17 protein-coding genes are annotated in these 20,307 nt (G+C 42.8%); 9 read left to right on the top strand and 8 right to left on the bottom strand.

What is annotated here, in order from left to right:
* Positions 1–34: 34 nt before the first annotated feature.
* The gene (locus JK635_RS01530; protein ID WP_202651766.1) at positions 35–1,348 is read right to left on the bottom strand and encodes an anaerobic C4-dicarboxylate transporter family protein; all 1,314 of its coding nucleotides are present in this window, start codon (positions 1,346–1,348) and stop codon (positions 35–37) included.
* Positions 1,349–1,673: 325 nt separating this feature from the next.
* Here JK635_RS01530 and JK635_RS01525 point away from each other — a divergent pair, with 325 nt between their 5' ends.
* Positions 1,674–2,942 carry a sensor histidine kinase gene (locus tag JK635_RS01525; protein WP_202651764.1) on the top strand — a complete coding sequence of 423 codons (1,269 nt, stop codon included), beginning with the start codon at positions 1,674–1,676 and terminating at the stop codon, positions 2,940–2,942.
* Between the two features lie 4 nt (positions 2,943–2,946).
* On the top strand, positions 2,947–3,867 hold the full coding sequence (locus JK635_RS01520; RefSeq protein WP_202651762.1) for a response regulator: 921 nt from the start codon (positions 2,947–2,949) through the stop codon (positions 3,865–3,867).
* Positions 3,868–3,952: 85 nt separating this feature from the next.
* Here JK635_RS01520 and JK635_RS01515 read toward each other — a convergent pair whose 3' ends face one another.
* From JK635_RS01515 to JK635_RS24585, 5 genes are all read right to left on the bottom strand, one after another.
* Positions 3,953–4,534 carry a DUF6241 domain-containing protein gene (locus tag JK635_RS01515; RefSeq protein ID WP_202651760.1) on the bottom strand — a complete coding sequence of 194 codons (582 nt, stop codon included), beginning with the start codon at positions 4,532–4,534 and terminating at the stop codon, positions 3,953–3,955.
* A gap of 342 nt (positions 4,535–4,876) precedes the next feature.
* On the bottom strand, positions 4,877–5,644 hold the full coding sequence (gene gpmA, locus JK635_RS01510; RefSeq protein ID WP_202651810.1) for a 2,3-diphosphoglycerate-dependent phosphoglycerate mutase: 768 nt from the start codon (positions 5,642–5,644) through the stop codon (positions 4,877–4,879).
* A 125-nt stretch (positions 5,645–5,769) separates the two neighbouring features.
* Entirely contained in the window at positions 5,770–5,925 is a 156-nt protein-coding gene (locus JK635_RS01505) for a hypothetical protein (protein ID WP_202651759.1), read from the bottom strand.
* A 243-nt stretch (positions 5,926–6,168) separates the two neighbouring features.
* Positions 6,169–7,470 (bottom strand): NCS2 family permease, encoded by a 1,302-nt coding sequence (locus JK635_RS01500; RefSeq protein WP_202651757.1) that lies wholly within the window; start codon positions 7,468–7,470, stop codon positions 6,169–6,171.
* A 234-nt stretch (positions 7,471–7,704) separates the two neighbouring features.
* On the bottom strand, positions 7,705–9,405 hold the full coding sequence (locus JK635_RS24585) for an N-acetylmuramoyl-L-alanine amidase (protein ID WP_306792892.1): 1,701 nt from the start codon (positions 9,403–9,405) through the stop codon (positions 7,705–7,707).
* A 249-nt stretch (positions 9,406–9,654) separates the two neighbouring features.
* On the opposite strand from JK635_RS24585, the gene galE reads away from it, so the two are divergent.
* Positions 9,655–10,626 (top strand): UDP-glucose 4-epimerase GalE, encoded by a 972-nt coding sequence (gene galE / locus JK635_RS01485; RefSeq protein WP_202651755.1) that lies wholly within the window; start codon positions 9,655–9,657, stop codon positions 10,624–10,626.
* A gap of 98 nt (positions 10,627–10,724) precedes the next feature.
* Here the strand turns inward: galE and JK635_RS01480 are convergent, their stop codons facing one another.
* Complete coding sequence (locus tag JK635_RS01480; RefSeq protein WP_202651753.1) at positions 10,725–11,297, bottom strand: 3D domain-containing protein; 573 nt, start codon at positions 11,295–11,297, stop codon at positions 10,725–10,727.
* Between the two features lie 417 nt (positions 11,298–11,714).
* Here JK635_RS01480 and JK635_RS01475 point away from each other — a divergent pair, with 417 nt between their 5' ends.
* From JK635_RS01475 to JK635_RS01460, 4 genes are all read left to right on the top strand, one after another.
* Positions 11,715–13,730: a bifunctional 2',3'-cyclic-nucleotide 2'-phosphodiesterase/3'-nucleotidase gene (locus JK635_RS01475; RefSeq protein WP_235887828.1), complete on the top strand. Its 2,016-nt coding sequence runs from the start codon at positions 11,715–11,717 to the stop codon at positions 13,728–13,730.
* Positions 13,731–13,932: 202 nt separating this feature from the next.
* Positions 13,933–14,769 carry a YitT family protein gene (locus JK635_RS01470; protein WP_202651751.1) on the top strand — a complete coding sequence of 279 codons (837 nt, stop codon included), beginning with the start codon at positions 13,933–13,935 and terminating at the stop codon, positions 14,767–14,769.
* 132 nt (positions 14,770–14,901) lie between these two features.
* The gene (locus JK635_RS01465; RefSeq protein ID WP_202651749.1) at positions 14,902–16,161 is read left to right on the top strand and encodes a dicarboxylate/amino acid:cation symporter; all 1,260 of its coding nucleotides are present in this window, start codon (positions 14,902–14,904) and stop codon (positions 16,159–16,161) included.
* A gap of 450 nt (positions 16,162–16,611) precedes the next feature.
* Positions 16,612–17,052 carry a ferritin-like domain-containing protein gene (locus JK635_RS01460; protein ID WP_202651747.1) on the top strand — a complete coding sequence of 147 codons (441 nt, stop codon included), beginning with the start codon at positions 16,612–16,614 and terminating at the stop codon, positions 17,050–17,052.
* Between the two features lie 111 nt (positions 17,053–17,163).
* Here JK635_RS01460 and JK635_RS01455 read toward each other — a convergent pair whose 3' ends face one another.
* The gene (locus JK635_RS01455) at positions 17,164–17,442 is read right to left on the bottom strand and encodes a hypothetical protein (protein WP_202651745.1); all 279 of its coding nucleotides are present in this window, start codon (positions 17,440–17,442) and stop codon (positions 17,164–17,166) included.
* A 422-nt stretch (positions 17,443–17,864) separates the two neighbouring features.
* On the opposite strand from JK635_RS01455, the gene JK635_RS01450 reads away from it, so the two are divergent.
* Both JK635_RS01450 and JK635_RS01445 read left to right on the top strand, forming a co-directional pair.
* Positions 17,865–18,473 carry a transposase gene (locus JK635_RS01450; protein WP_202651743.1) on the top strand — a complete coding sequence of 203 codons (609 nt, stop codon included), beginning with the start codon at positions 17,865–17,867 and terminating at the stop codon, positions 18,471–18,473.
* On the top strand, positions 18,458–19,996 hold the full coding sequence (locus JK635_RS01445) for a YifB family Mg chelatase-like AAA ATPase (RefSeq protein ID WP_202651741.1): 1,539 nt from the start codon (positions 18,458–18,460) through the stop codon (positions 19,994–19,996). The genes JK635_RS01450 and JK635_RS01445 overlap by 16 nt, the downstream gene beginning before the upstream one ends.
* Positions 19,997–20,307 lie beyond the last annotated feature (311 nt).

The following is a 20,307-nucleotide window of genomic DNA, read 5'->3' as shown; positions in this document are numbered from 1 at the left end:
GCACACCTTTGTAAGCAATAGTTTTATGGAATTACTATAGGACTACCATACTTAGCAACATCCCAATGACGACAGCCCCGGCCGTGGCGACAAGGCCCGGCATCATGAAGCTGTGGTTTAATACATACTTCCCAATTCTTGTTGTACCGGTTGTGTCAAAGTTGATCGCAGCGACAACGGTTGGGTAGTTTGGAATAAAGAAGTACCCGTTGACAGCCGGGAACATGGCAACCAACAATGCCGGATTAATACCAAGTGCTACACCAAGTGGCATGAGCGTACGAACCGTTGCTGCCTGGCTGTAGAGCAAAATGGACAGGGCAAATAATGCAAGTGCGAATAACCATGGTGCTGATTTAACCATATCGGAAATGGAACCGGAAATTAAATCAAGGTTTCCTTGGAAGAAAGTGTCACCCATCCAAGCGATACCAAAAATAGCAACAACGGCAGTTGCACCGGCTTTAAACACACTGCCGGAAACAATATCATCAATTTTAGGTTTACAGAAGATAATCATTAAGGCAGCAGCCGTTAGCATAACAATTTCGATTGCAGGCGGCATAGCCATTCTAGTAAACACACCTTCAATTTCCCATCCAGGACGTAAAGCTTCAACGGAACCTAAGATGACGACAAGAAGAGCAGCAGCAAGGAAAAAGATGACAGAAAGCTTTGCTCCTTTTGTGGCTTCAAATGCTTTTTTGTCGTTTTTGATTGGAGCCAATCCCTCTTCCAAACGTTTCAAATACTCTGGATCTTGATTAAGTTCTTTTCCGACTTTGCTGCAGAAAAATGCTGCAATCATGCAGGCGATAAAGGTAGACGGAATACAGATTAACATTATTTGCAGCAGGGAAATTTTAAAATCAGCCAATAACGCCAATAAAGCAACCGTTGCGGCCGATATTGGGCTTGCTGTAATCGCCTGTTGTGAGGCAATAACGGCAATTGACATTGGCCGTTCAGGTCTTACTCCTGATTCCCGTGATACTTCAGCAATAACAGGTAAAACGGAATAGGCAACGTGTCCGGTTCCGGCAAACAATGTAAATAAGTAGGTTACGATTGGTGCAACAAAAGTAATTTGCTTCGGATTTTTCCGCAACGCTTTTTCAGCAAGATAGACAAGGTAATCCATCCCGCCAGCTGCTTGCAGAACCCCAGCAGCTGTGACAACAGCTAAAATCATCAACATGACATCGATTGGTGCTGAAGTTGGTTGTAAGTGGAAGACGAAAACCAAGATGGCCAGTCCAACACCACCCATAACTCCAAGACCGACACCGCCTAATCGTGCCCCGATAAAAATACAGGCCAATACGATTAAAAATTCAATCCAAAACATGGCGATACCCCCAATAGGTAATATGAATTTTTTACTGCAAGGTTAGAAAACAGATACTTTTTTCGGACCATTCTCACCCGCTCTCCGGTTTGCGAACGCTTTCGCAATACTTAAAAAGATAAGGACATAAAAATAAGATCTAACTCGAACAAATCCCTTTGTCTTTGTTCTTACTTGAAGCTTATCAAGTGCCCTACAAGAAACTACAAAAAACGACAGTTTGCTTCAAAACTTAATAAATTTGTCATTTTTCCGGGAGAATTTTCGCTGTAAATTGTTTACTATTATAGTAGGGGAAAGAGTTCGGCTGTGGTGGAGTGATAGTGTGCGCGGGAAACTACTTACCTATTTATTTATAATGATCGCTGTTCCAATCGGCGGCGAGTTGAAATTTTATCCGCTAGAGGGTGAAGGACTGCGGGTTAGTTTAGGAACGCCGATATTTTTCTTCATATTATTATGGTCGCGAAAGATCCACCCGCTTATCGCCGGGGTGACTACAGGGGTTTCGGTCGTTCTCTTTCGAATTTGCTTATATAAACTGCAATTTGGCGCAATTGCGTGGAATGACTTATTTTGGATGCATTTTCCGGCCTTTTTTTATTACCTGACATTCGCCTTCTTTTTTTATCTATTTAAAATTCATAGTTTATATGATCGGCCATTATTAATCGGTGTGTACGGTGTTGTGACTGAAGTGATTGCCAGTATTGTGGAAATCTCTGTTCGGAATTTATCATTACAAGTAACAAACACCATTTCCACCTTTCTAACCATCGGCGGCATCGCTATCATCCGCAGTTTCTTTGTTCTTGGCTTTTTCAACATTCTGATAGTGCGGGAAACCAAGCTTGCCGAAGAAGAACAGCGCAAGCGAAATGAGAAAATCCTCCTGCTCATTTCCAACTTATACGTAGAAATGCTACAGTTGAAAAAAACGTTAAAAAATGCAGAGGAGCTGACTGGCTCCTGCTATTCACTGTATCGTGAATTAAAAGCCATCAGCCAGCGGGAAATGGCCCGGACGGCCTTAAAAATTGCCGGAGAGATGCATGAGATCAAAAAGGATAATCAACGGATTTATGCCGGATTGTCGAAGTTAATGACGAAGGAAAACCTCGATGACTATATGGATATCAATGAAATCGCCGATGTCCTGGTTCGGGCAAATAGGACGTATGGAGAAATGCTTGGCAAGACAATCGATTTTCAGGTCTATATTTACGGCAATCATCCTTATTATCATACATTTAAGCTTTTAACCTTCATTAATAATTTATTGGCCAATGCAGTTGAAGCGATTGAAGCCAAAGGCTGGATTAAGCTTTCAGTCACACGGGATGAAGATTTGGTGGAAATAAGAGTAAGTGATAACGGCTCCGGCATTTCCGAGAAAAATAAACCGTTAATTTTTGAAGCTGGTTTCACAACCAAATTTGATGATTTAGGAATCGCCTCCAATGGAATTGGTCTCTATTATCTAAAAAATAATATAGAGGATCTTGGTGGAAAGATCAGTCTTCTCGATTCCACACCGCGAGAGACAACTTTTGTGGTAGAACTTCCTATTGATGCTTTAACAGAAAGAGGATGATCATATGAAGTTTTTTATTGTCGATGATAGCCTAACGGTTAGGGCAATGCTGCGCAATATAATAGAAGAAGAGGGTTTGGGGATTGTTGCTGGTGAAGCAGAAGACGGTTCAGAGGTATATGCTGACGAATTGGCTCAGCAAGAAATTGATATTCTGTTGATCGATTTGCTGATGCCGAATCGTGACGGTATTGAAACAGTCCGGGAAATTGCTCCTCGTTTTCGTGGCAAAATCATCATGATCTCTCAGGTTGAAACGAAGGATATGGTTGGAGAGGCCTATGAGCTTGGGGTAGAACACTATATTACCAAGCCCATTAATCGATTGGAAGTCGTGAATATCATCAAAAGAGTCTCTGAACACCTGCTGCTGGAAAAATCGTTGCATGATATTCAACAATCATTAAGCTTTTTAAATACGCATGCCCAAAAGCCGGATCCCAGGAAAAAATTACGAATTAATCATTATCCGATTATTATGGCCGGGAAAAATATTTTGCTGGAGCTCGGGGTAATTGGCGAAAGCGGAATGAAAGACTTACTCGACGTATTAATGATTTTATCAAAACTGGAGGAGCATGGGATTCGCGAAACACCGCCTTTAAAGGAAATTTATAAGCGGGTCATTGAGAAGCGGCTGGGGCCGGATATTTCAGCGGAAGAAGTGCAAAAGGAAATCAAGGCTGGGGAACAGCGAATCAGAAGAGCGGTTCATCAGGCCTTTAATCATATTGCTTCCATGGGGTTAACAGACTCTAGTAACCCGATATTTGAAAATTATGCAAACAGTTTCTTTGATTACACGCAGGTACGGATGAAAATGCTGGAATTGGAAGGAAAAGTGGAACCCGACCCGGCCCATTCACGGATTAATATCAAAAAATTTATCCAGGCCTTGTATATGGAGGCAAAGCGAATGGTATAGACACCATCCTCAGATGATGGTGTCTATTTTTAAGGACGTCTCTGATTAACTTTAGTGGTGATCATACATTTAGTTAGCAGCACCATTAGTCCTTATTCCCCGGAGCTGACCGCTTGGCAAAATCCTCACCAAAGTTATTGGCGATAAATTCCTTCTCTTCGACACTATCCAGTTTGCCGTACGCTTTACCAATGGTCCCGTCTTGATACCTCCAGAAGTAGTTATGGTCTTCAACTACCTCGCTGAATTGGCCATTTTTCCATTTTTCAAGGATCGCTAGTAAATCGTCCTTTATGTCAAAATCACTATTTCTGACAATCTCGTAAACTTGATTAATCGTATCAGGAATCATTGGAACAGCACCCCATTTTTCCTCGGCTTTTACTTTTTGATGGGTCATTTTATGCATGATATCGATCACTTCATTTTGCGAGCTGTTTTTATCCAGGTCAATCTTATATTGGACGCCGCCAATTTTCTCTGTCTGCTGCTTGTCTAATTCTTCTTCATCTACAGTAACAGAGACTGTTTCAGCTTTTTTCTCTGTCTGAGTAACTGGCTTTTTCGGCGCACTAGGGCTCGTTTTGTCCAATAATTTATAAAAACCAAATATTCCTCCAACTAAAACAACCAAAACAATAGCAGATAGCAGTAATAATTTCTTCAAATTCTTTCCCCCTGTCTTTGTTCTGGATAGTTCAACTTTAACAGAAAACTGGAAATAATTCTAGAGATGAAGCATTTTGTAGAAGCAGTCTAAGTAGGCCAACAGAGGATGATTTCTAAGTTTCGGTCACATAGAAGCAGTCTAGGAGCCCCAACAAAGGATAATTTCTAAGTTTCGGTCACATAGAAGCAGTCTAGGTACGCCAACGGAGGAAATTTTCTAAGTTTCGGTCATGTAGAAACAGTCTAAGTACCCGGGTCACAGAAATTTACCTTTTGGGACATCCTTAGATTGAGTTTCAGTAACAGTACAGGGACAGAGAATTGGCGAGTGAAAAGGTTCTTAACCAATCCACTCAAAATTTTCAGGGTCGTCCATATCGAAATGTCTAGGTATTACTCCTTCGGGGACTTCACCATCATGTCTAAGGTAGTAGTGGCGCACGGGTTTTAAGGACTCGTCTAGTTCGTAGACAAGCGGAGTATTGTTTGGAATATTAAGGCTGACGATGTCTTGGTCTGAGATATTGTCAAGATACTTTACTAGTGCCCGTAATGTATTGCCATGTGCCGAAATAATCACCCGTTTATTCTGCTGCAAATCGGGAACTATTTGCTCATTCCAGTAAACAAGCGTCCGCTTTTCAGTATCGATCAGGCTTTCTGTTAAGGGAATCATTTCGCTCCTGACCACCCTATATTTTGGATCCATTTGATCAGCCTGATGGCCCTCCGGAGAAATCGCAGGAGGGCGGACAGCAGCCGAGCGCCGCCATTCATTTACCTGTTCCTTTCCAAAACGTTCCATTACCTCGTCTTTATCCATACCTTGCAAGGCCCCGTAATGGCGCTCATTTAACCGCCAGCTTTTATGAACCGGAATCCAGACCAAATCCATTTCATGAAGCAAAATCCACAATGTGCGAATCGCCCGTTTTAAAACAGACGTATGGGCGACATCGAAGGTGAAACCATGCTTTTTTAAAATCGCTCCCGCTCCCCTGGCCCCATTATAGCCTTCATCAGTTAAGTCGATATCTCTCCAGCCGGTAAAGCGATTTTCTAGATTATATAGACTTTGACCGTGACGAATAAACACCAATTTTTTCAACATAACCACCTAACAATCTTAGTAAAAAATGGTGTCTGGCAAGGATGTCAGGCACCATTTTTAATAATATTTTTCTTCTTTTCTGAACTGCTTCCTAAATAAAGAGGCTTATAGCTGTTTTCATATTACCAATCATCATCGTATTCGTCATCAAAGTCCATAATCCGGCTTTGCTCCCATTCCTCACGGGTGATCCCGGATGAAAACAGTTCATTTTGAACTTCTTCACTGTTCCATTCTTCATCCCATTGATTGCCACGATAATTTGGATCTAAAAACAACTTGATCACCTCCCAATGTTAGCTTTGCCCATTTTGCAAAATTTAACAGGGAAATTTTATGGCAGCATGAAAAAACCGGCAGACCATGCCGGTTTCTTTAAAAAACATACTTTATTAGCGATTTTTACAGATATATTAGCGAATTTATAGGTTTTATTAGCGAATTCGTGTTATATATTAGCTGATTGAAGGGTTTTATTAGCGATTCAAAAATAGCACAATCTTTAGAAAAAACCTTCATTATTATTTTTGCAAAAATGCCAGCTGAATAAAAAAGAGGACAGCGAACACATACACTAAGGGATGAACATCGCGCCACTTTCTTCTAACTATTTTTAAAAGTGGATAGCTGATAAATCCAAGGGCAATACCTGTTGAGATACTGGATGTCAAGGGCATGCTTAAAATGGTCAGAAAAGCCGGAAAGGCCTCGTCAAGCTCGTCCCAGCGAATTTTGGCAATACTGCCCATCATCAAACTTCCGACAATGATTAAAGCAGGTGCGGTGATCGCCGAAAGTCCGGAAACCGCACTGACAAGCGGCCCGAAGAAAGCAGCGAGAATAAACAGAACACCAATGGTAAGCGATGTCAGCCCGGTCCGGCCGCCAGCGGCAACACCTGATGTCGATTCAATAAAGGCCGTTGTTGGGCTCGTCCCAAACATTGCCCCAACCGCCGTTCCTAATGAGTCGGCAAGTAAAGCATGGCGGGCTCGCGGCAGTTTGTCGCCTTTCATTAAGCCAGCTTGGTTGGCAACACCAACCATTGTTCCGGTCGTATCAAAAATTGTCACCAAAATGAACGAAAATACAACAGCGTAGAGGCTGTGCTGAATGACATCGCCAAAGGCCGAAAGCGGATTGGCAATGATCAAGCCTTCCGGCAAAGACGGAATCCCAATAAAACCTTTGTCAAATGAAAGCTGGCCTGTAAAGTAAGCAATGATACCTGAAATGATCATTCCGAAAAATAACGCTCCATTCACCCGTAACAATAGTAATATCAGGGTAATGGCGAGGCCGACGATCGTTAATATTGCTGACGGTGTGTGCAAGTTCCCGAGACGAACGAGATTATCAGGGTCAGCAGTAATAATTTTGGTTAAGCGTAAGCTGATAAAGGCAATAAATAGGCCAATTCCTGCGGTAATTCCGTACTTCAGATTTTCGGGAATGGCCTCAATCAATTTTTCCCTCAGTGGGGTTAAAGATAAGATAACAAAGATAATTCCGGCAACAAATACAGCAGCGAAAGCTGTTTCGTAGTTAATGTGCTGCGGACCGCCGACGACTGAATAGGCAAAGTAAGCATTGAGCCCCATCCCGGGAGCGATCGCAATTGGATAGTTGGCAAACAGTGCCATCCAAAGGGTTCCGATAACAGAAGCAATGATCGTAGCGGTGAAAACTTGATTAAATGGAACACCGGCATCCGAAAGAATAACCGGGTTCACCACTACGATGTAAACCATGGTAAAAAAGGTAGTAATTCCGGCGATTAACTCAGTTTTAACGTTTGTTCGATTTTCTTTTAGTTTAAACATGCTGTTCCTCCGTAAACACGAACATTTTTTAAAAACAATTAATATATTATTCGTTTTTAAATGGAATTTCAATAGTGAATTTTATTTTTCCCTGAATAATGTCTGTTCATTCCTACCTAATCCAAGCGGAGATTGTCTTTTTTGAAAAAAAACCGAATGGTGCCTGATGCCGAAGGAAAGAAAAAAGACCCGTGCGACAGGTCTTTTCAGCAGTGGCTTGGCAACTCTCGATTGTTAAGGGTTGAGGTTTTGCCGGGTGGTTTCAAGGTGTTGAATCGAGGTGTGAAGCATTCTTTCATATATATCTAAAATGGTTTGCCCGTAATTTCTACCGGGAACAGCCCATTTTCCGTTTAAGGCGATCCATGTTGGAGCAGAGCCTCTTTCAACTAAATGAAAGCGGGGGTCTACGAGTGGATAGCGGCTGGGCAGATTTTTTGTGGTAGCGTAGGCATATAAATGCTGAAGATGTGCGAGTACCCCTTCTTCCGCTGTTTTAAAGCTTGCGCCTCGGGCTTTGGATCCTGTAGCACCTAACCCCGAAAAGTTATTTTGCTCAAGAGTCACATCCCCGGTAAACCGAAAATAGTCTGTTTCAAGTAGGGCTTGTGCAAAAGCCACGTCTCCTCTAATCCCATAGTAATCTCCAAAGGTTAGATAATAACTTCCCAGTTCGGGTGCTTTGGGGTTTATATTTTTGACAAACCGATTCATCTGTTCAGGGGATAGGAAAATCGGTCCTAAAATGGTGAAGCCGGATGGGCTGCCGTTCACCGGGTCGACCGTCGTACTGCCGGCGGAGGAATTGCTGCTTGAGTTTTCACTGGAACTTTCGGTTGCGCTAGTGTTTCCACCATCTTCTCCTGTTTTTTCGCCGGAATTGATGCTGTTCTCGCTGGAATTGGTGCTGCTCCCGCCAGCATTGTTGCTGTTCTCGCCGGAATTAGTGTTGCTCCCGCCAGCATTGTTGCTGTTCTCGCCAGAATTAGTGCTGCTCCCGCCAGAATTGGTGTTGCTCCCTTCGGAATTTGCGATGCTCTTGCCGGAATTTGCACTGGTTCCGCTGGCGGATTTTCCACTTTTATTGTCTGAGGTGCTTTCTTTTTCGATTACAATAAAGGAGTCATTATATCCTACCTTTTCCAGCTTGTTTAACAGTGCCTCCGCTTTTGGGCGGCTTGTAAAAGACCCAGCTTGGACCCGATACCAGGTGGCACCTGATATTTTGGCAGTCACGATCGATGATTTCATGCCGATCTTGCTTAGGGCTGCGACTCTTTCTTGGGCATTTTCCTTTGCTTTAAACGAGCCGACCATGACTTTATAGACTGTTGCCGCATTGCTGTCCGCTGCTTTGGTTGGTTCTTTCGGCTTGGTGGCAGGCGCTTTCTTTTTAAGTTTAAAAGCCTTCGCCAGACCGTTTGCGTGACCTTGGGCGACATCCTGGCGCCAAGAGCCCTGTTTCATTAACGCGGCATCGTGGGCATTATCGATAAAACCGTTCTCGGTTAACAAAGCCGGCATGGCTGACTCCCGAAGCACGTGAAAATTGGCCTTTTTCTCGCCGCGGTCCTGTAACTTGTTCATTTTTAATACTTCGGTGTGAATAATATTTTGATATTTTGCTGTTGTAGAAGTGCTTGCTAAATCGCGATATATATAGTCTTCGTAGCCTTGAGCAGTCTTGCTGTCGGAATTGATATGAATCGCTAAATAAAAGTCTGCTCCCCATTTGTTGGCCTCTGTGGTCCGCTGACTTAAACTAACGGTAGTATCACTTGTACGGCTCATTTTCACGTCGACATTTTCATAGTCATTGAGGAGGATTTTGCGCAGTTTGAGCGCAATATCCAAGGTAATGTCCTTCTCATTCAACCCATTCCCCTGGGCACCAGGATCTTGTCCGCCATGTCCTGGGTCTAAATAAAGCTTCATTTTATCTCCTCCATTCAAATTAAATAGATGTTACATAATATGGTATGGTACACGCGGAAAATCGTTCCAGAATAGACCGTTCCGCCGATCTGAGTACCTCCATAATCTATATATTGAAATAAAAGGATTAAGGACGTGGAGGGTTTTCAGCAGTTTCTAAACTTCCATAACGTATAACAAGCGGATATGTTTTAAAAATGTTATAATACTTAACGTAAGAAGAATCTTATTTTTAAGGAGCAATGTACTATGATTCTCGTTGTCGGCGGAGCTGGCTACATTGGCAGCCATCTTGTGAAGGAATTAGTCGAAAAAGAAGAGGTTGTTGTGTTGGACAACTTGTCAACCGGTCATCGTGAAGCAGTCGATAATCGGGCGATTTTTGTAAAAGGTGACCTTGGTAATGTAGATGATTTATTAATGGTGTTCAGAAGCTATCCAATAAAAGCCGTCATGCATTTCGCAGCAAACAGCCTAGTTGGGGAATCGGTAGTCGACCCTTTAAAATATTACGAAAATAACGTAGCATCCACGATCATGCTGTTAAAAGTAATGATGAGATTCAAGGTGAAAAACTTTATTTTTTCATCGACAGCAGCAACTTACGGTATTCCAAATGTTGATATGATCGATGAAACAACTCCTACTGCACCAATTAATCCGTATGGTCGTTCGAAATTAATGGTTGAGCAGGTGCTTGCTGATTTTTCAAAAGCCTATGGATTGAAGTATGTGGTCCTGCGCTACTTTAATGCGGCAGGTGCTCATAAGTCAGCAGTAATTGGCGAAAGTCATGATCCGGAAACGCATTTGATTCCAATTGTGCTGCAGCATCTCTTAGGACAACGGGACAAGGTTTCGGTGTTTGGCTCGGATTATGAAACAGAGGATGGTACATGTATCCGTGATTATATTCATGTCACCGATTTGGCTTCTGCTCATATTCTCGCCCTTGAGGCGTTATTGTCTGGGGAAAAATCAGCGGAGATTTATAATTTGGGCAATGGACTCGGTTATTCGGTCAAAGAAGTGATTGAGACGTGTGAGCGCGTGACGGGCCTAAAGGCCAATATCGAAATGGCGGACCGTCGCCCGGGCGACCCCGCAAGACTCGTGGCGTCTTCCCAAAAAATCGACGACGAATTAGGCTGGAAAGCGGAAAGAAACTTGGAACAAATTATCGCCGATGCCTGGAAATGGCACCAAAACCAAACATACTAAAAATAGAAAGGTGCATGGAAAATATATTAAGTACTTCGCACCTATAGAAAAGCCCCAGGTGATTTCCCTATCACCTGGGGCTTTTGTGTCTAATAATTTTATTTTAAAATCTTTACTTTTACCGTTTTTCTTCCCCATTGAAGTGCTTTCTTCTTGGATGGAATGAAGACATCAATTTTTTTGCCACGCATGGCACCGCCAGTATCAGCTGCAACGGCATAACCATAGCCTTCCACATATACCTTTGTTCCTAATTTAATTAAGCGCGGGTCGACAGATATTACTTTCAGCTTCGGGTTTTTTCTGAGATTTAAACCGGTAGCTGTAATTCCTGAACAGCGTTTGCAACTGGCTGTGTAGGCAGTTGCCGTAACCGTCATTGATCTGATAACCTTTGATTTCTTCGACTTACTTGTTGAAGCTTTTTGTACTTTCTTAGATGCAGATTTAGTCGAACTGTAGACGGCCAATTTCTGCTTAGGATGAATTATATTTGATTTAAGGTGATTCCATTTTTTTAAATTGTTTACCGAAGTTTTATAGATTTTGGCTATTCGGTAAAGTGAGTCCCCGCTTTTTACGGTATATGTATTGGTAGCGGCTGAAGCTGCGTGATTGCTTCCCAATAAAACAAGACCTGCTAAACCAAATGTTAGGAGGAATTTCTTCATATTCAAACCCCTTTCTATGTTTAAAACGATAACATACTAGTATTACAGGATTATTTCAGTAGTTTACTAGTTTCGTGACAAAATATTTTCAAATCAGTAATAATTTCCATTAATATCTCCGCTGGCTAGAGTAAGAACCCCCCTGCCAGCCCAAACCTCCCCTTAATACGCGCAATAATCCAAGGTATTCAGGCACCATGTGAATTTTTCACATGGTGCCTGACACCACAAAAAGACATTTGCCGCATTTTGTCCACCTGGGGAGAACAATTTTCCATTTTTTGTGTCCGCCCCAGGTGGATTTGTGTCCATGGATGGTGCCTGACACCAAGTTATGACACCAAGTTATATTCTTCTGTTTATTACAAATAATAGACTTTGTTTGTATCTTTTTTTATAAAGGGAGGATTTTTAACATTGGAGAAGCAGCTTTTGGTGGTGGTGGTTTTGCTTTTTTTCATAGCGATGCAGTTGGGTCCAACTGAGGTATTAGCGGCTGAGAAAGGTTCTGCCGGACGTGTTGGTTTCGGTAGCGGCAATGATAATAAAATTAATGGTGGTGATAGTACGGTGCAGCTGCGCTTGCTGGAGACGTCGGATCTCCACGTATACTTGGCGAATTATGACTATTACCAGACAAAAGAGGATAACAAGGTTGGTTTGGTTAAAACAGCGACTCTCATCAAGCAAGCCAGAAAAGAAGTGAAAAACTCTATGCTGTTTGACAATGGCGACCACATTCAAGGCAATCCTCTCGGTGACTATGTAGCCGAAAACAAAGGACTAACAAAGGGCTACGTTCATCCGGTTTACCGCGCATTTAATCTGCTTGGCTATGATGCCATTACTCTAGGTAACCATGAGTTTAATTACGGCCTTGATTTTTTAACTGAGGCACTTAAAGGGGCGCAAATGCCTGTCGTGAATGCTAATATCCTAGACGCCAATGTTCATCATGGAAAAAATAAACCTTACTTTCCACCATATATCCTGCTGAAAAAGAAAGTCGTGGATGAACAGGGAGAACAGCATACCCTTAAGGTGGGGGTAATTGGTTTTACACCGCCGCAAATAAGTGAATGGGATCGAGCGAACCTGGAAGGGAAAGTAATCACAAAATCGATTGTCGAAGCGGCGCAGGAATGGGTTCCAATCATGAAAAAGAACGGGGCCGATGTCATCGTTGCTTTGGCCCATACGGGGATTAGCGCCAAAACCTACCAGCCAGGAATGGAAAACGCAGCGTATTATTTATCAACAATTAAGGATATTGATGCTATTTTAGCAGGCCATCAGCACAATACCTTTCCAGGACCAAAATATAAGGATCTGCCTCACACGGATTTGGAGAAAGGCACAATCAACGGTAAACCAGTGGTAATGCCCGGGGCGTTTGGCAGTCATCTGGGAGTGGTCGACTTGCAATTACAGAAGAAACACGGAAAGTGGCAGGTCGTTGACGGGAGCGGTTCATTAAGGCCGATTACTGATGAAAAAGGATACTCTCTAGTAGCGACTGATCAGAAATTAATGAAGGCAATTTTACCAGAGCATAAAGCTACGATTAATTATGTCAATCGGGCTGTCGGCGAAACAACCGCACCAATCTTCAGCTATTTTGCACTTGTTAAAGACGACCCTTCGGTGCAAATTTTGAACAATGCCCAGACCGATTATTTGCAGGAAAAATTGAGGGACCCAGCTTTCAGCCAATATGCCAGTATTCCTGTGTTGTCTGCGGCAGCACCGTTCAAAGCAGGCGGCCGCGGGGGAGCCGATTATTATACGGATATCCCGAAAGGCAGCTTGGCAATTAAAAATGTTGCCGATCTATATGTCTATCCAAATTTGCTTTATGCGGTTTTGGTGAATGGCGCCCAACTGAAAGATTGGCTGGAGATGAGTGCGGGCCAGTTCAATCAAATTGATCCTGGGAAAACAGAGGAGCAGCAATTAATCAATCCTGATTTCCGTTCTTATAATTTTGATGTTATGGATGGGGTAGAATACCAAATTGATGTGACGAAGCCGGCAAAATACGACGTTAATGGCAATGTCCTGAATGTGAATAACACACGAATTGTCAATCTTACCTATCAGGGTAGGGCGGTAACGAGAGAGCAGCGGTTTATTGTGGCGACTAACAACTACCGCGCTTCAAGCACCATTTTTCCTGGAGTTAAGCAGGGAGAGATCATTGTAAAAACACCAGTCGAAAGCCGACAGATTATTGCCAGCTATATCCAGAGGAACAACACGCTCAATCCTTCTGCCGACCAAAACTGGTCGATCGCGAAAATCAAAGGCAGAACAATAACGACATTCTACTCATCACCAAAAGCGCAAAACTATGTCAACCTATACAAAGATATCCAATACCTCGGACCATCAAACAACGGCTTCGCCAAATATTCAATAGACCTTAACCAATAGTCCATGATGAGGAGCCTTCGATGGGTTCCTTTTGAAAGGTGCCTGACACCGTCTGTGGACACAATTCCACCTGGGATGGACACAATAAATGGAAAAGTGTCTTCTCCAGGTGTACAAAATGAGGAAAGTGTCTTTTTGTGGTGCCTGACACCCACAGTTGTTGTATGATATTAGGGAAAAAATATTTTGTATAGGACGGCTTATGATGAAGCGATTGTTGAAGGATATGTTGTTAATTTTTATTGGGGCGCTGGTGTTTGCGCTTGGGGTGAATTTTTTTACCATTCCCAACAGGCTTTCGGAGGGTGGCGTTTTAGGGATTACAATTATTACCCACTATTTATTTCATTGGTCACCAGGGGTGGTGAATTTCACTTTAAATGCTGCGCTGATTGGACTTGGTTATAAATTTTTTGCCAAAAGAACGTTTGTTTATACGCTGATCTCTCTTGCTGCCTGCTCCCTCTTTTTGTTTTTAACAGAAGGCGCGGGCCGGCGGTTAACAGAAGATACACTGCTAGCCTCAGTGTTTGCCGGCTTATTAGTAGGAATTGGTCTGGGGCTGATTTTTCGCTCCGGGGGAACGTCGGGAGGAACAACAATTTTAGCCCAGCTGGCGAACCAATATTTTGGCTGGAGTATCGCCAAAGCAATGTTAATTCTTGATGTTACTGTGGTAGCAGCTTCTGTGTTGATCATCGGCTTGGAAAAAGCGATGTACACCCTGTTGGTAGTTTATATTGGTGCGAAAGCAATTGATTTCATTGTTGAGGGACTGGATGAACGAGTTGCGGTGTTAATCATTTCTAATGAGCCTGAGCAGGTGCTGACCAATATCACGGAAAAAATGTCACGTGGACTCACTGTTTTAGACGGTCGTGGAGGTTACACCGGTCAAGACAAAAAAGTACTGTATATTGTTATAAATAAACAGGAAATCGTTCAATTGAAACATATTATCCGCGAGATAGACGAGCATGCGTATGTCACTGTCCATAGCGTTCACGAGATGATGGGCAAAGGCTATAAGGCTGTTTAAGTAAAATTGGCTGCCTATGTTATTTTAACAATTTTTCGAAAGCTTTTTCTAGAGGATTTACCTTGTGGTTAATCTCGAGTATGATGTGAATGGTAATAATCAAACATTAGATGTTGAAAGCCGGTGGTATCAATGAAATCATTTTTTAAAAATTACCGTTTCACGATTATTTTGCTCGGGGCAATTGTTATTGGCGGAGCAGCTGGTCTGATTTTTGGAACCAAAACTGCCGTGGTCAAGCCGTTTGGGGACTTATTTCTTAATTTGATGTTTATGATCATTGTCCCTTTGGTGTTTTTCAGCATTGCATCAGCGATTGCCAATATGCATGAGATGAAGCGGCTGGGAAAAATCATGGGCAGTATTTTGCTTGTGTTCCTGGCGACCGCGTTGGTAGCAGCAGTGCTTGGGTTAATCGGCGCTTCCATCATTCACCCGATTCAATCTGCTGATATCGGAGCGATCAAGAAGATCATGACGGATGCAGCTGTAGATGCAAAACAGGAACATGTGCCTGTTCTCAGTCAATTGGTCAACACTTTTACAGTGTCTGATTTTAATCTGTTGTTATCACGAAGCAATATGCTGCAACTTATTGTGTTTGCGCTGCTATTTGGCGTTTCAACAGCGCTTGTTGGTGAGAAGGGAAAACCAGTCGCTAACTTTTTATCATCAGCGACAACCGTCATCATGAAGATGGTCGGCATGGTGATGTACTATGCGCCAATTGGCCTCGGCTGTTACTTTGCTGCTGTAATTGGCGAGCTGGGACCGCAAATTTTGGAGGGCTATGCCCGCTCGTTTGTCTTATATTTAATTTTAACTGTGATTTATTATTTTGGATTTTTTACCCTATACGCCTTTCTAGCTGGCGGCAGGGACGGAGTGAAGATTTTTTGGAAAAATGCTATTACCCCATCCGTCACGGCGATCGCAACTTGTTCAAGTGCAGCTTGTATTCCGGTTAACCTAGCGGCCGTTCGAAAAATGGGGGTTTCCCAGGATATCGCCGAGACGATTATTCCGCTTGGTGCCAACACTCATAAGGACGGCTCTGTCTTCGGCGGTGTACTAAAAATTGTGTTCTTATTTGCCCTGTTTGGCAAAGATATGACCAGCATTTCGAGTATTTTAAGTATCCTTGGGGTTGCCTTTTTGGTTGGGGCCGTCATGGGGGCGATTCCAGGCGGAGGCATGATAGGCGAGATGCTAATTATCAGTGTATACGGCTTCCCGCCGGAAACCCTGCCGATTATCGCAGTCATCAGCACGATCATCGACGCGCCAGCGACTCTCCTCAATTCCACTGGAAACACTGTCACCGCTTTAATGGTAACAAGACTTGTGGAAGGGAAAAAGTGGATAACCAAAGCCATCCAAGGAAGTGCTTAATTGCTTTTGTAGCGCCCACTTTTTAGTGCTTTTTTTGGTGCATTTTTGTAGCTCTTTTGGTGCCTGACACCATTCGTGGACATTTGTTCGCGTACGGTGGACACATTTTTTACCATAATTCTTATAGCTTTAAAAAAATGCTGCAGGACATTAGGTTCTTGCAGCATTTTTTGGTTTGTTTCCAGCAATGGTTCAGATTAGTTGTTTCAAGTTTACAACCTAATCAAGTTGATTTTGCGTTTTTTGAAAGCTGTTTTGCCGAAGGCTGTAAGTTTCCCGGGAAATATCACTATATTTGGAGGCCGTCTTACAGGAATTTTTATATGTAATGAAACTATGAATAATAATAGGCAGTGAAAATGGGGGAGAAATCACTACCGGATTTTTTAGCACAAGTAGGCTGATTCGGCGTATAATACTACGAATCAGAAAAATAGGAGGTGTCGCCTAATGTATCCCTTCACCAATTACTACGATGCTATATACAGGCAAACCAACAAATTTGTCGGTGATATTGAAAAAGCGATCAATGGTGAGTATAGTGCAATTGATTGCTATGCAAAGCTGGCAAATTTAGCTCCTAATCAAAAAGAACGAGAGCGTATTCTCGAGATCCGGCAGGACGAGATTAAACATTATCAGGAGTTTGTCCGGATTTACCGCCAATTGACTGGTAGGCAGCCACAGCCAAAAATTGTCGAGCAATGTCCAGGTCATTATCGTAACGGTTTGGAATTTGCACTCCAAGATGAGCAAAAAACCGTAGATTTTTATATGGAAATTGCGGATGCAGCGACCGATCAATTCATAAAAGGGGCTTTCCACAGGGCAGCAATTGATGAACAAAATCACGCAGTATGGTTCTTATATTTTTTTCAAAAAGCAAAGTGAATCATTTAAAAAAGCCCTTGTTCTGTCGGTTATTTAACCAAACAAGGGCTGTTGACTTTTTGTGAAAAAATAATTGTGTTTACAAATTGTTTAACGTGATAACATTTAAATTCAGTCACTGTCGCCTCCGTAGGAATTACTGCTTCCATCCGAAATTCCGCCTCCATCAGAGTCTTCGTTATCATAGGCTTGCTCATTGTAACCGTCATGAGAATCATTGGTGCTATATTCGGAGCTTTCCCTTTTGCTAACACTTGGAATTATCAATAATGCCAGGATAATTAATATAGTGCCAAAGAACTCTTGTGTTACAAAAATAAGATAAACTCCACCCGCTAGCAGAAGAACACCGATAATCCGTTGAATCAGTCTAACACTTTTCAGAGACATCCCCCCTTCTTTGAAAGCTATACTAATAAATATTAGCGCCAGAGCCTTTTTATACTTCATATAGGTGTTTTGGCTTGGTCGTTTTTTCGTTTCTTGATTGACTGAATTTTGATCAGAAGGCGAAGGCTTTGTGAAAGTTTGTTGAACTTACCATTTTCGAAAGTTTTCCTTGTATAATGATATAAAGTAGAATGGTTAGGCCCCCAGACAAAACTTGAAAAATCCAATGTGCCAACTCGCTTTCACATCTGCCTGTTTTTTTATGCCAATTGGTATCACTCCGCAAACTTACTGTCGGTAATCCTTTCCAGCTGCCTGTTAATTTGTGTCACTCTGCAATTCCGCGACTTTAGCACGGGCAAAATAAATTCACCATACCTTGATGATTCATCCAATATTTTTTAATAAAGGAGTTGTTGACCTTGGTTCGTAATCTTCGAATTTGGTTTGAAGGTGCGAAGTTTCATGTGACATCCAGAGGAATTAGGAGGAGTTCATTGTTTTTAGCGGATCAAGATTATAAAATGTATCTTTCACTGCTGGAAGAAACGATGATGAAACACCCTTTTATTCTCTACAGTTATTGCTTAATGACTAACCACATTCACCTGCAGCTTGAAACAATCGATACCCCGCTCAGCCCCATCATGAAGCATCTCAACACAAAATATGCCAAGTATTTTAATAAAAAATATGATTATTCCGGTCATGTATTCGACAAGCGTTATGGTGCGGAACTGCTCAATTCTCTAGAATACGAGATTGATGTCAGCAAATATATCCACCTCAATCCAGTAGCAGCAGGAATCGTTTCAGCGCCAGAAGATTATCCTTGGAGCAGTTATCGAGCCTATGTTTTTGCCGAAACGATCCCGCTTATTGACCCCAATCGGCTTCTCTCCTCCTTTCCCGATCCGCCTTCCCTGCATTATCAACAATATATGAAAGCCTTGCCGACGGACAGGCTGATTTGGAAAAATAATAAGCTTTATCTGGCAAGTTTGGAGGAACCAATATGTGGGCGCAGGTAAGTAGCATTGGCTTAAAAGGAATGGAAGGCTATCGCCTTCGTGTAGAGGTAAGCACTTGTGTAGGAGCGGATTCGTTTAAAATTGTCGGGCTGCCCGATGCGGCAGTAAAAGAAGCGAAGGAGAGGATAAGGGCTGCTCTCGGTTCCTTGGGCTATGTCATTTCCGGACAAAGAATTATCATAAACCTTTCTCCGCCTGATCAAAAGAAAATGGGTTCATTGTTTGACCTGTCGATGGCGATTGCGCTTTTAATCAGCCTTCATGAGCTGGAAGGAGCAGTCGCGGAAGATACTGGCTTTATCGGGGCATTATCGCTGGACGGATCGCTTCAGCCGGTTGAAGGGATGCTGGCAGCAGTACTTGCGGCGAAAAAGGTAGGTCTCAAAAGGCTTTATCTGCCATTCGATGAAAAATTGCCACCGCTTGATGTTGTAGGGGTAGAACTTATTTTTGCTCACTCATTGCAGGATGTTATCGGGCACTTATCCGGACAGTGGATTCCACCTCATTTTTTAAAACCGAATGCGGTGGAGCAAATGGATGAAAGGGGGGATTATCCCGACTTTCAACAAATTATTGGACATTCCTACGCCAAGTTCGCCTTAGAAGTAGCGGCAGCAGGCGGACATCACGTATTGATGACAGGGCCACCAGGATGTGGAAAAAGCTTGCTGGCCTGGAGTTTGCCGACCATTTTGCCTGCTTTAACCCGAAAAGCCCAGCTTGAAGTAATGAGTCTGTATCAATTAGCACATATAAGCTATTTGTCGACGGCCGTGCCGCCCTTTCGGAATCCGCATCACTCTGCCTCGGGTGTGTCGATTATTGGCGGTGGTCAATATCCAAAACCTGGTGAAATATCGCTTGCCCATCATGGCGTATTATTTTTGGATGAAATAGGCGAGTTCTCGAAAAAAACATTAGATATGCTGCGCCAGCCCTTAGAAAATGGAGACATTACTATCAGTCGAACTCACGCCACGATTACATACCCTGCCTCGTTTATCATGCTGGCAGCCATGAACCCTTGCCCTTGCGGCTATGCTGGGTCTAATTCGCATTATTGCATCTGTTCAGCGAGGCAAGTACTTGCTTATCAAAACAGGATTTCAGGGCCTTTACGGGATCGCTTTGATATCCAACTTTCATTAAAGTCCGTGGATCTGGGGATTGCCGGCGGAGATGGGCGACGGTTGGAAGAGTCGTCCAAGATGGTGCGGAAGCGGGTAGAGGCAGCACGGCAAAGGCAATACAAGCGATTTGGCAGGGAAATTACCAACGGCAGGGTGCCCTATGATGAATTGATAAAAGCAAGTCCCTTGACTCCCGAGCAGCAAAGCATGATACAACAGCTGCTTTATCAAAAAGACTGGAGCAACCGCACCCAAATCAAAATCATCCGCCTCGCCCGCACCATCTCCGACCTCTCCGATGAACGAGGATCGCAAATCAGCGACGAAAGCATCTCTGAAGCAATCAAATTAAATTCGGTGTCAGGCACCGCACGTGGACAAAATCACTAATTTGTCCACGTGGGGCGGACACTTTGGATTTATTTGGATTTTTATATAAGTAGATTCTCATTAAAAGAAAAATCAGTAGCGTTCAAAAGAAAATTGTTTTTCATTAGGTCAAGGATAAACGAACCTGTGAAACAGAGGAAATTGTCTTTAATCAAGCTTTTAAAGGACAAACCAGCCTTGAAATAGTCAAGTCCTTGTTTATGTGTAAATTCACTGGCAAGTGCTTTCAACCTAGCCCTCTTATTTTTTTAGCGAAACTTCCATGGATTTTTTACTTCATATCCGGTAAGGGATGTCAAATGGTTTTCAAT

This window comes from Neobacillus paridis (assembly GCF_016765675.1).
Lineage (GTDB): Bacteria > Bacillota > Bacilli > Bacillales > Cytobacillaceae > Neobacillus > Neobacillus paridis.
The sequence above is the reverse complement of the archived record's forward strand: the minus strand, read 5'-3'. Positions and strand labels throughout refer to the sequence as shown.

What these genes read in the sequence shown, in the direction of transcription:
- JK635_RS01530 (WP_202651766.1), bottom strand. Translation starts at nt 1,348, where the DNA reads ATGTTTTGGATTGAATTTTTAATCGTATTGGCCTGTATTTTTATCGGG.
- JK635_RS01520 (WP_202651762.1), top strand. Translation starts at nt 2,947, where the DNA reads ATGAAGTTTTTTATTGTCGATGATAGCCTAACGGTTAGGGCAATGCTG.
- JK635_RS01500 (WP_202651757.1), bottom strand. Translation starts at nt 7,470, where the DNA reads ATGTTTAAACTAAAAGAAAATCGAACAAACGTTAAAACTGAGTTAATC.
- JK635_RS24585 (WP_306792892.1), bottom strand. Translation starts at nt 9,405, where the DNA reads ATGAAGCTTTATTTAGACCCAGGACATGGCGGACAAGATCCTGGTGCC.
- galE (WP_202651755.1), top strand. Translation starts at nt 9,655, where the DNA reads ATGATTCTCGTTGTCGGCGGAGCTGGCTACATTGGCAGCCATCTTGTG.
- JK635_RS01480 (WP_202651753.1), bottom strand. Translation starts at nt 11,297, where the DNA reads ATGAAGAAATTCCTCCTAACATTTGGTTTAGCAGGTCTTGTTTTATTG.
- JK635_RS01470 (WP_202651751.1), top strand. Translation starts at nt 13,933, where the DNA reads ATGATGAAGCGATTGTTGAAGGATATGTTGTTAATTTTTATTGGGGCG.
- JK635_RS01465 (WP_202651749.1), top strand. Translation starts at nt 14,902, where the DNA reads ATGAAATCATTTTTTAAAAATTACCGTTTCACGATTATTTTGCTCGGG.
- JK635_RS01460 (WP_202651747.1), top strand. Translation starts at nt 16,612, where the DNA reads ATGTATCCCTTCACCAATTACTACGATGCTATATACAGGCAAACCAAC.
- JK635_RS01455 (WP_202651745.1), bottom strand. Translation starts at nt 17,442, where the DNA reads ATGTCTCTGAAAAGTGTTAGACTGATTCAACGGATTATCGGTGTTCTT.
- JK635_RS01445 (WP_202651741.1), top strand. Translation starts at nt 18,458, where the DNA reads ATGTGGGCGCAGGTAAGTAGCATTGGCTTAAAAGGAATGGAAGGCTAT.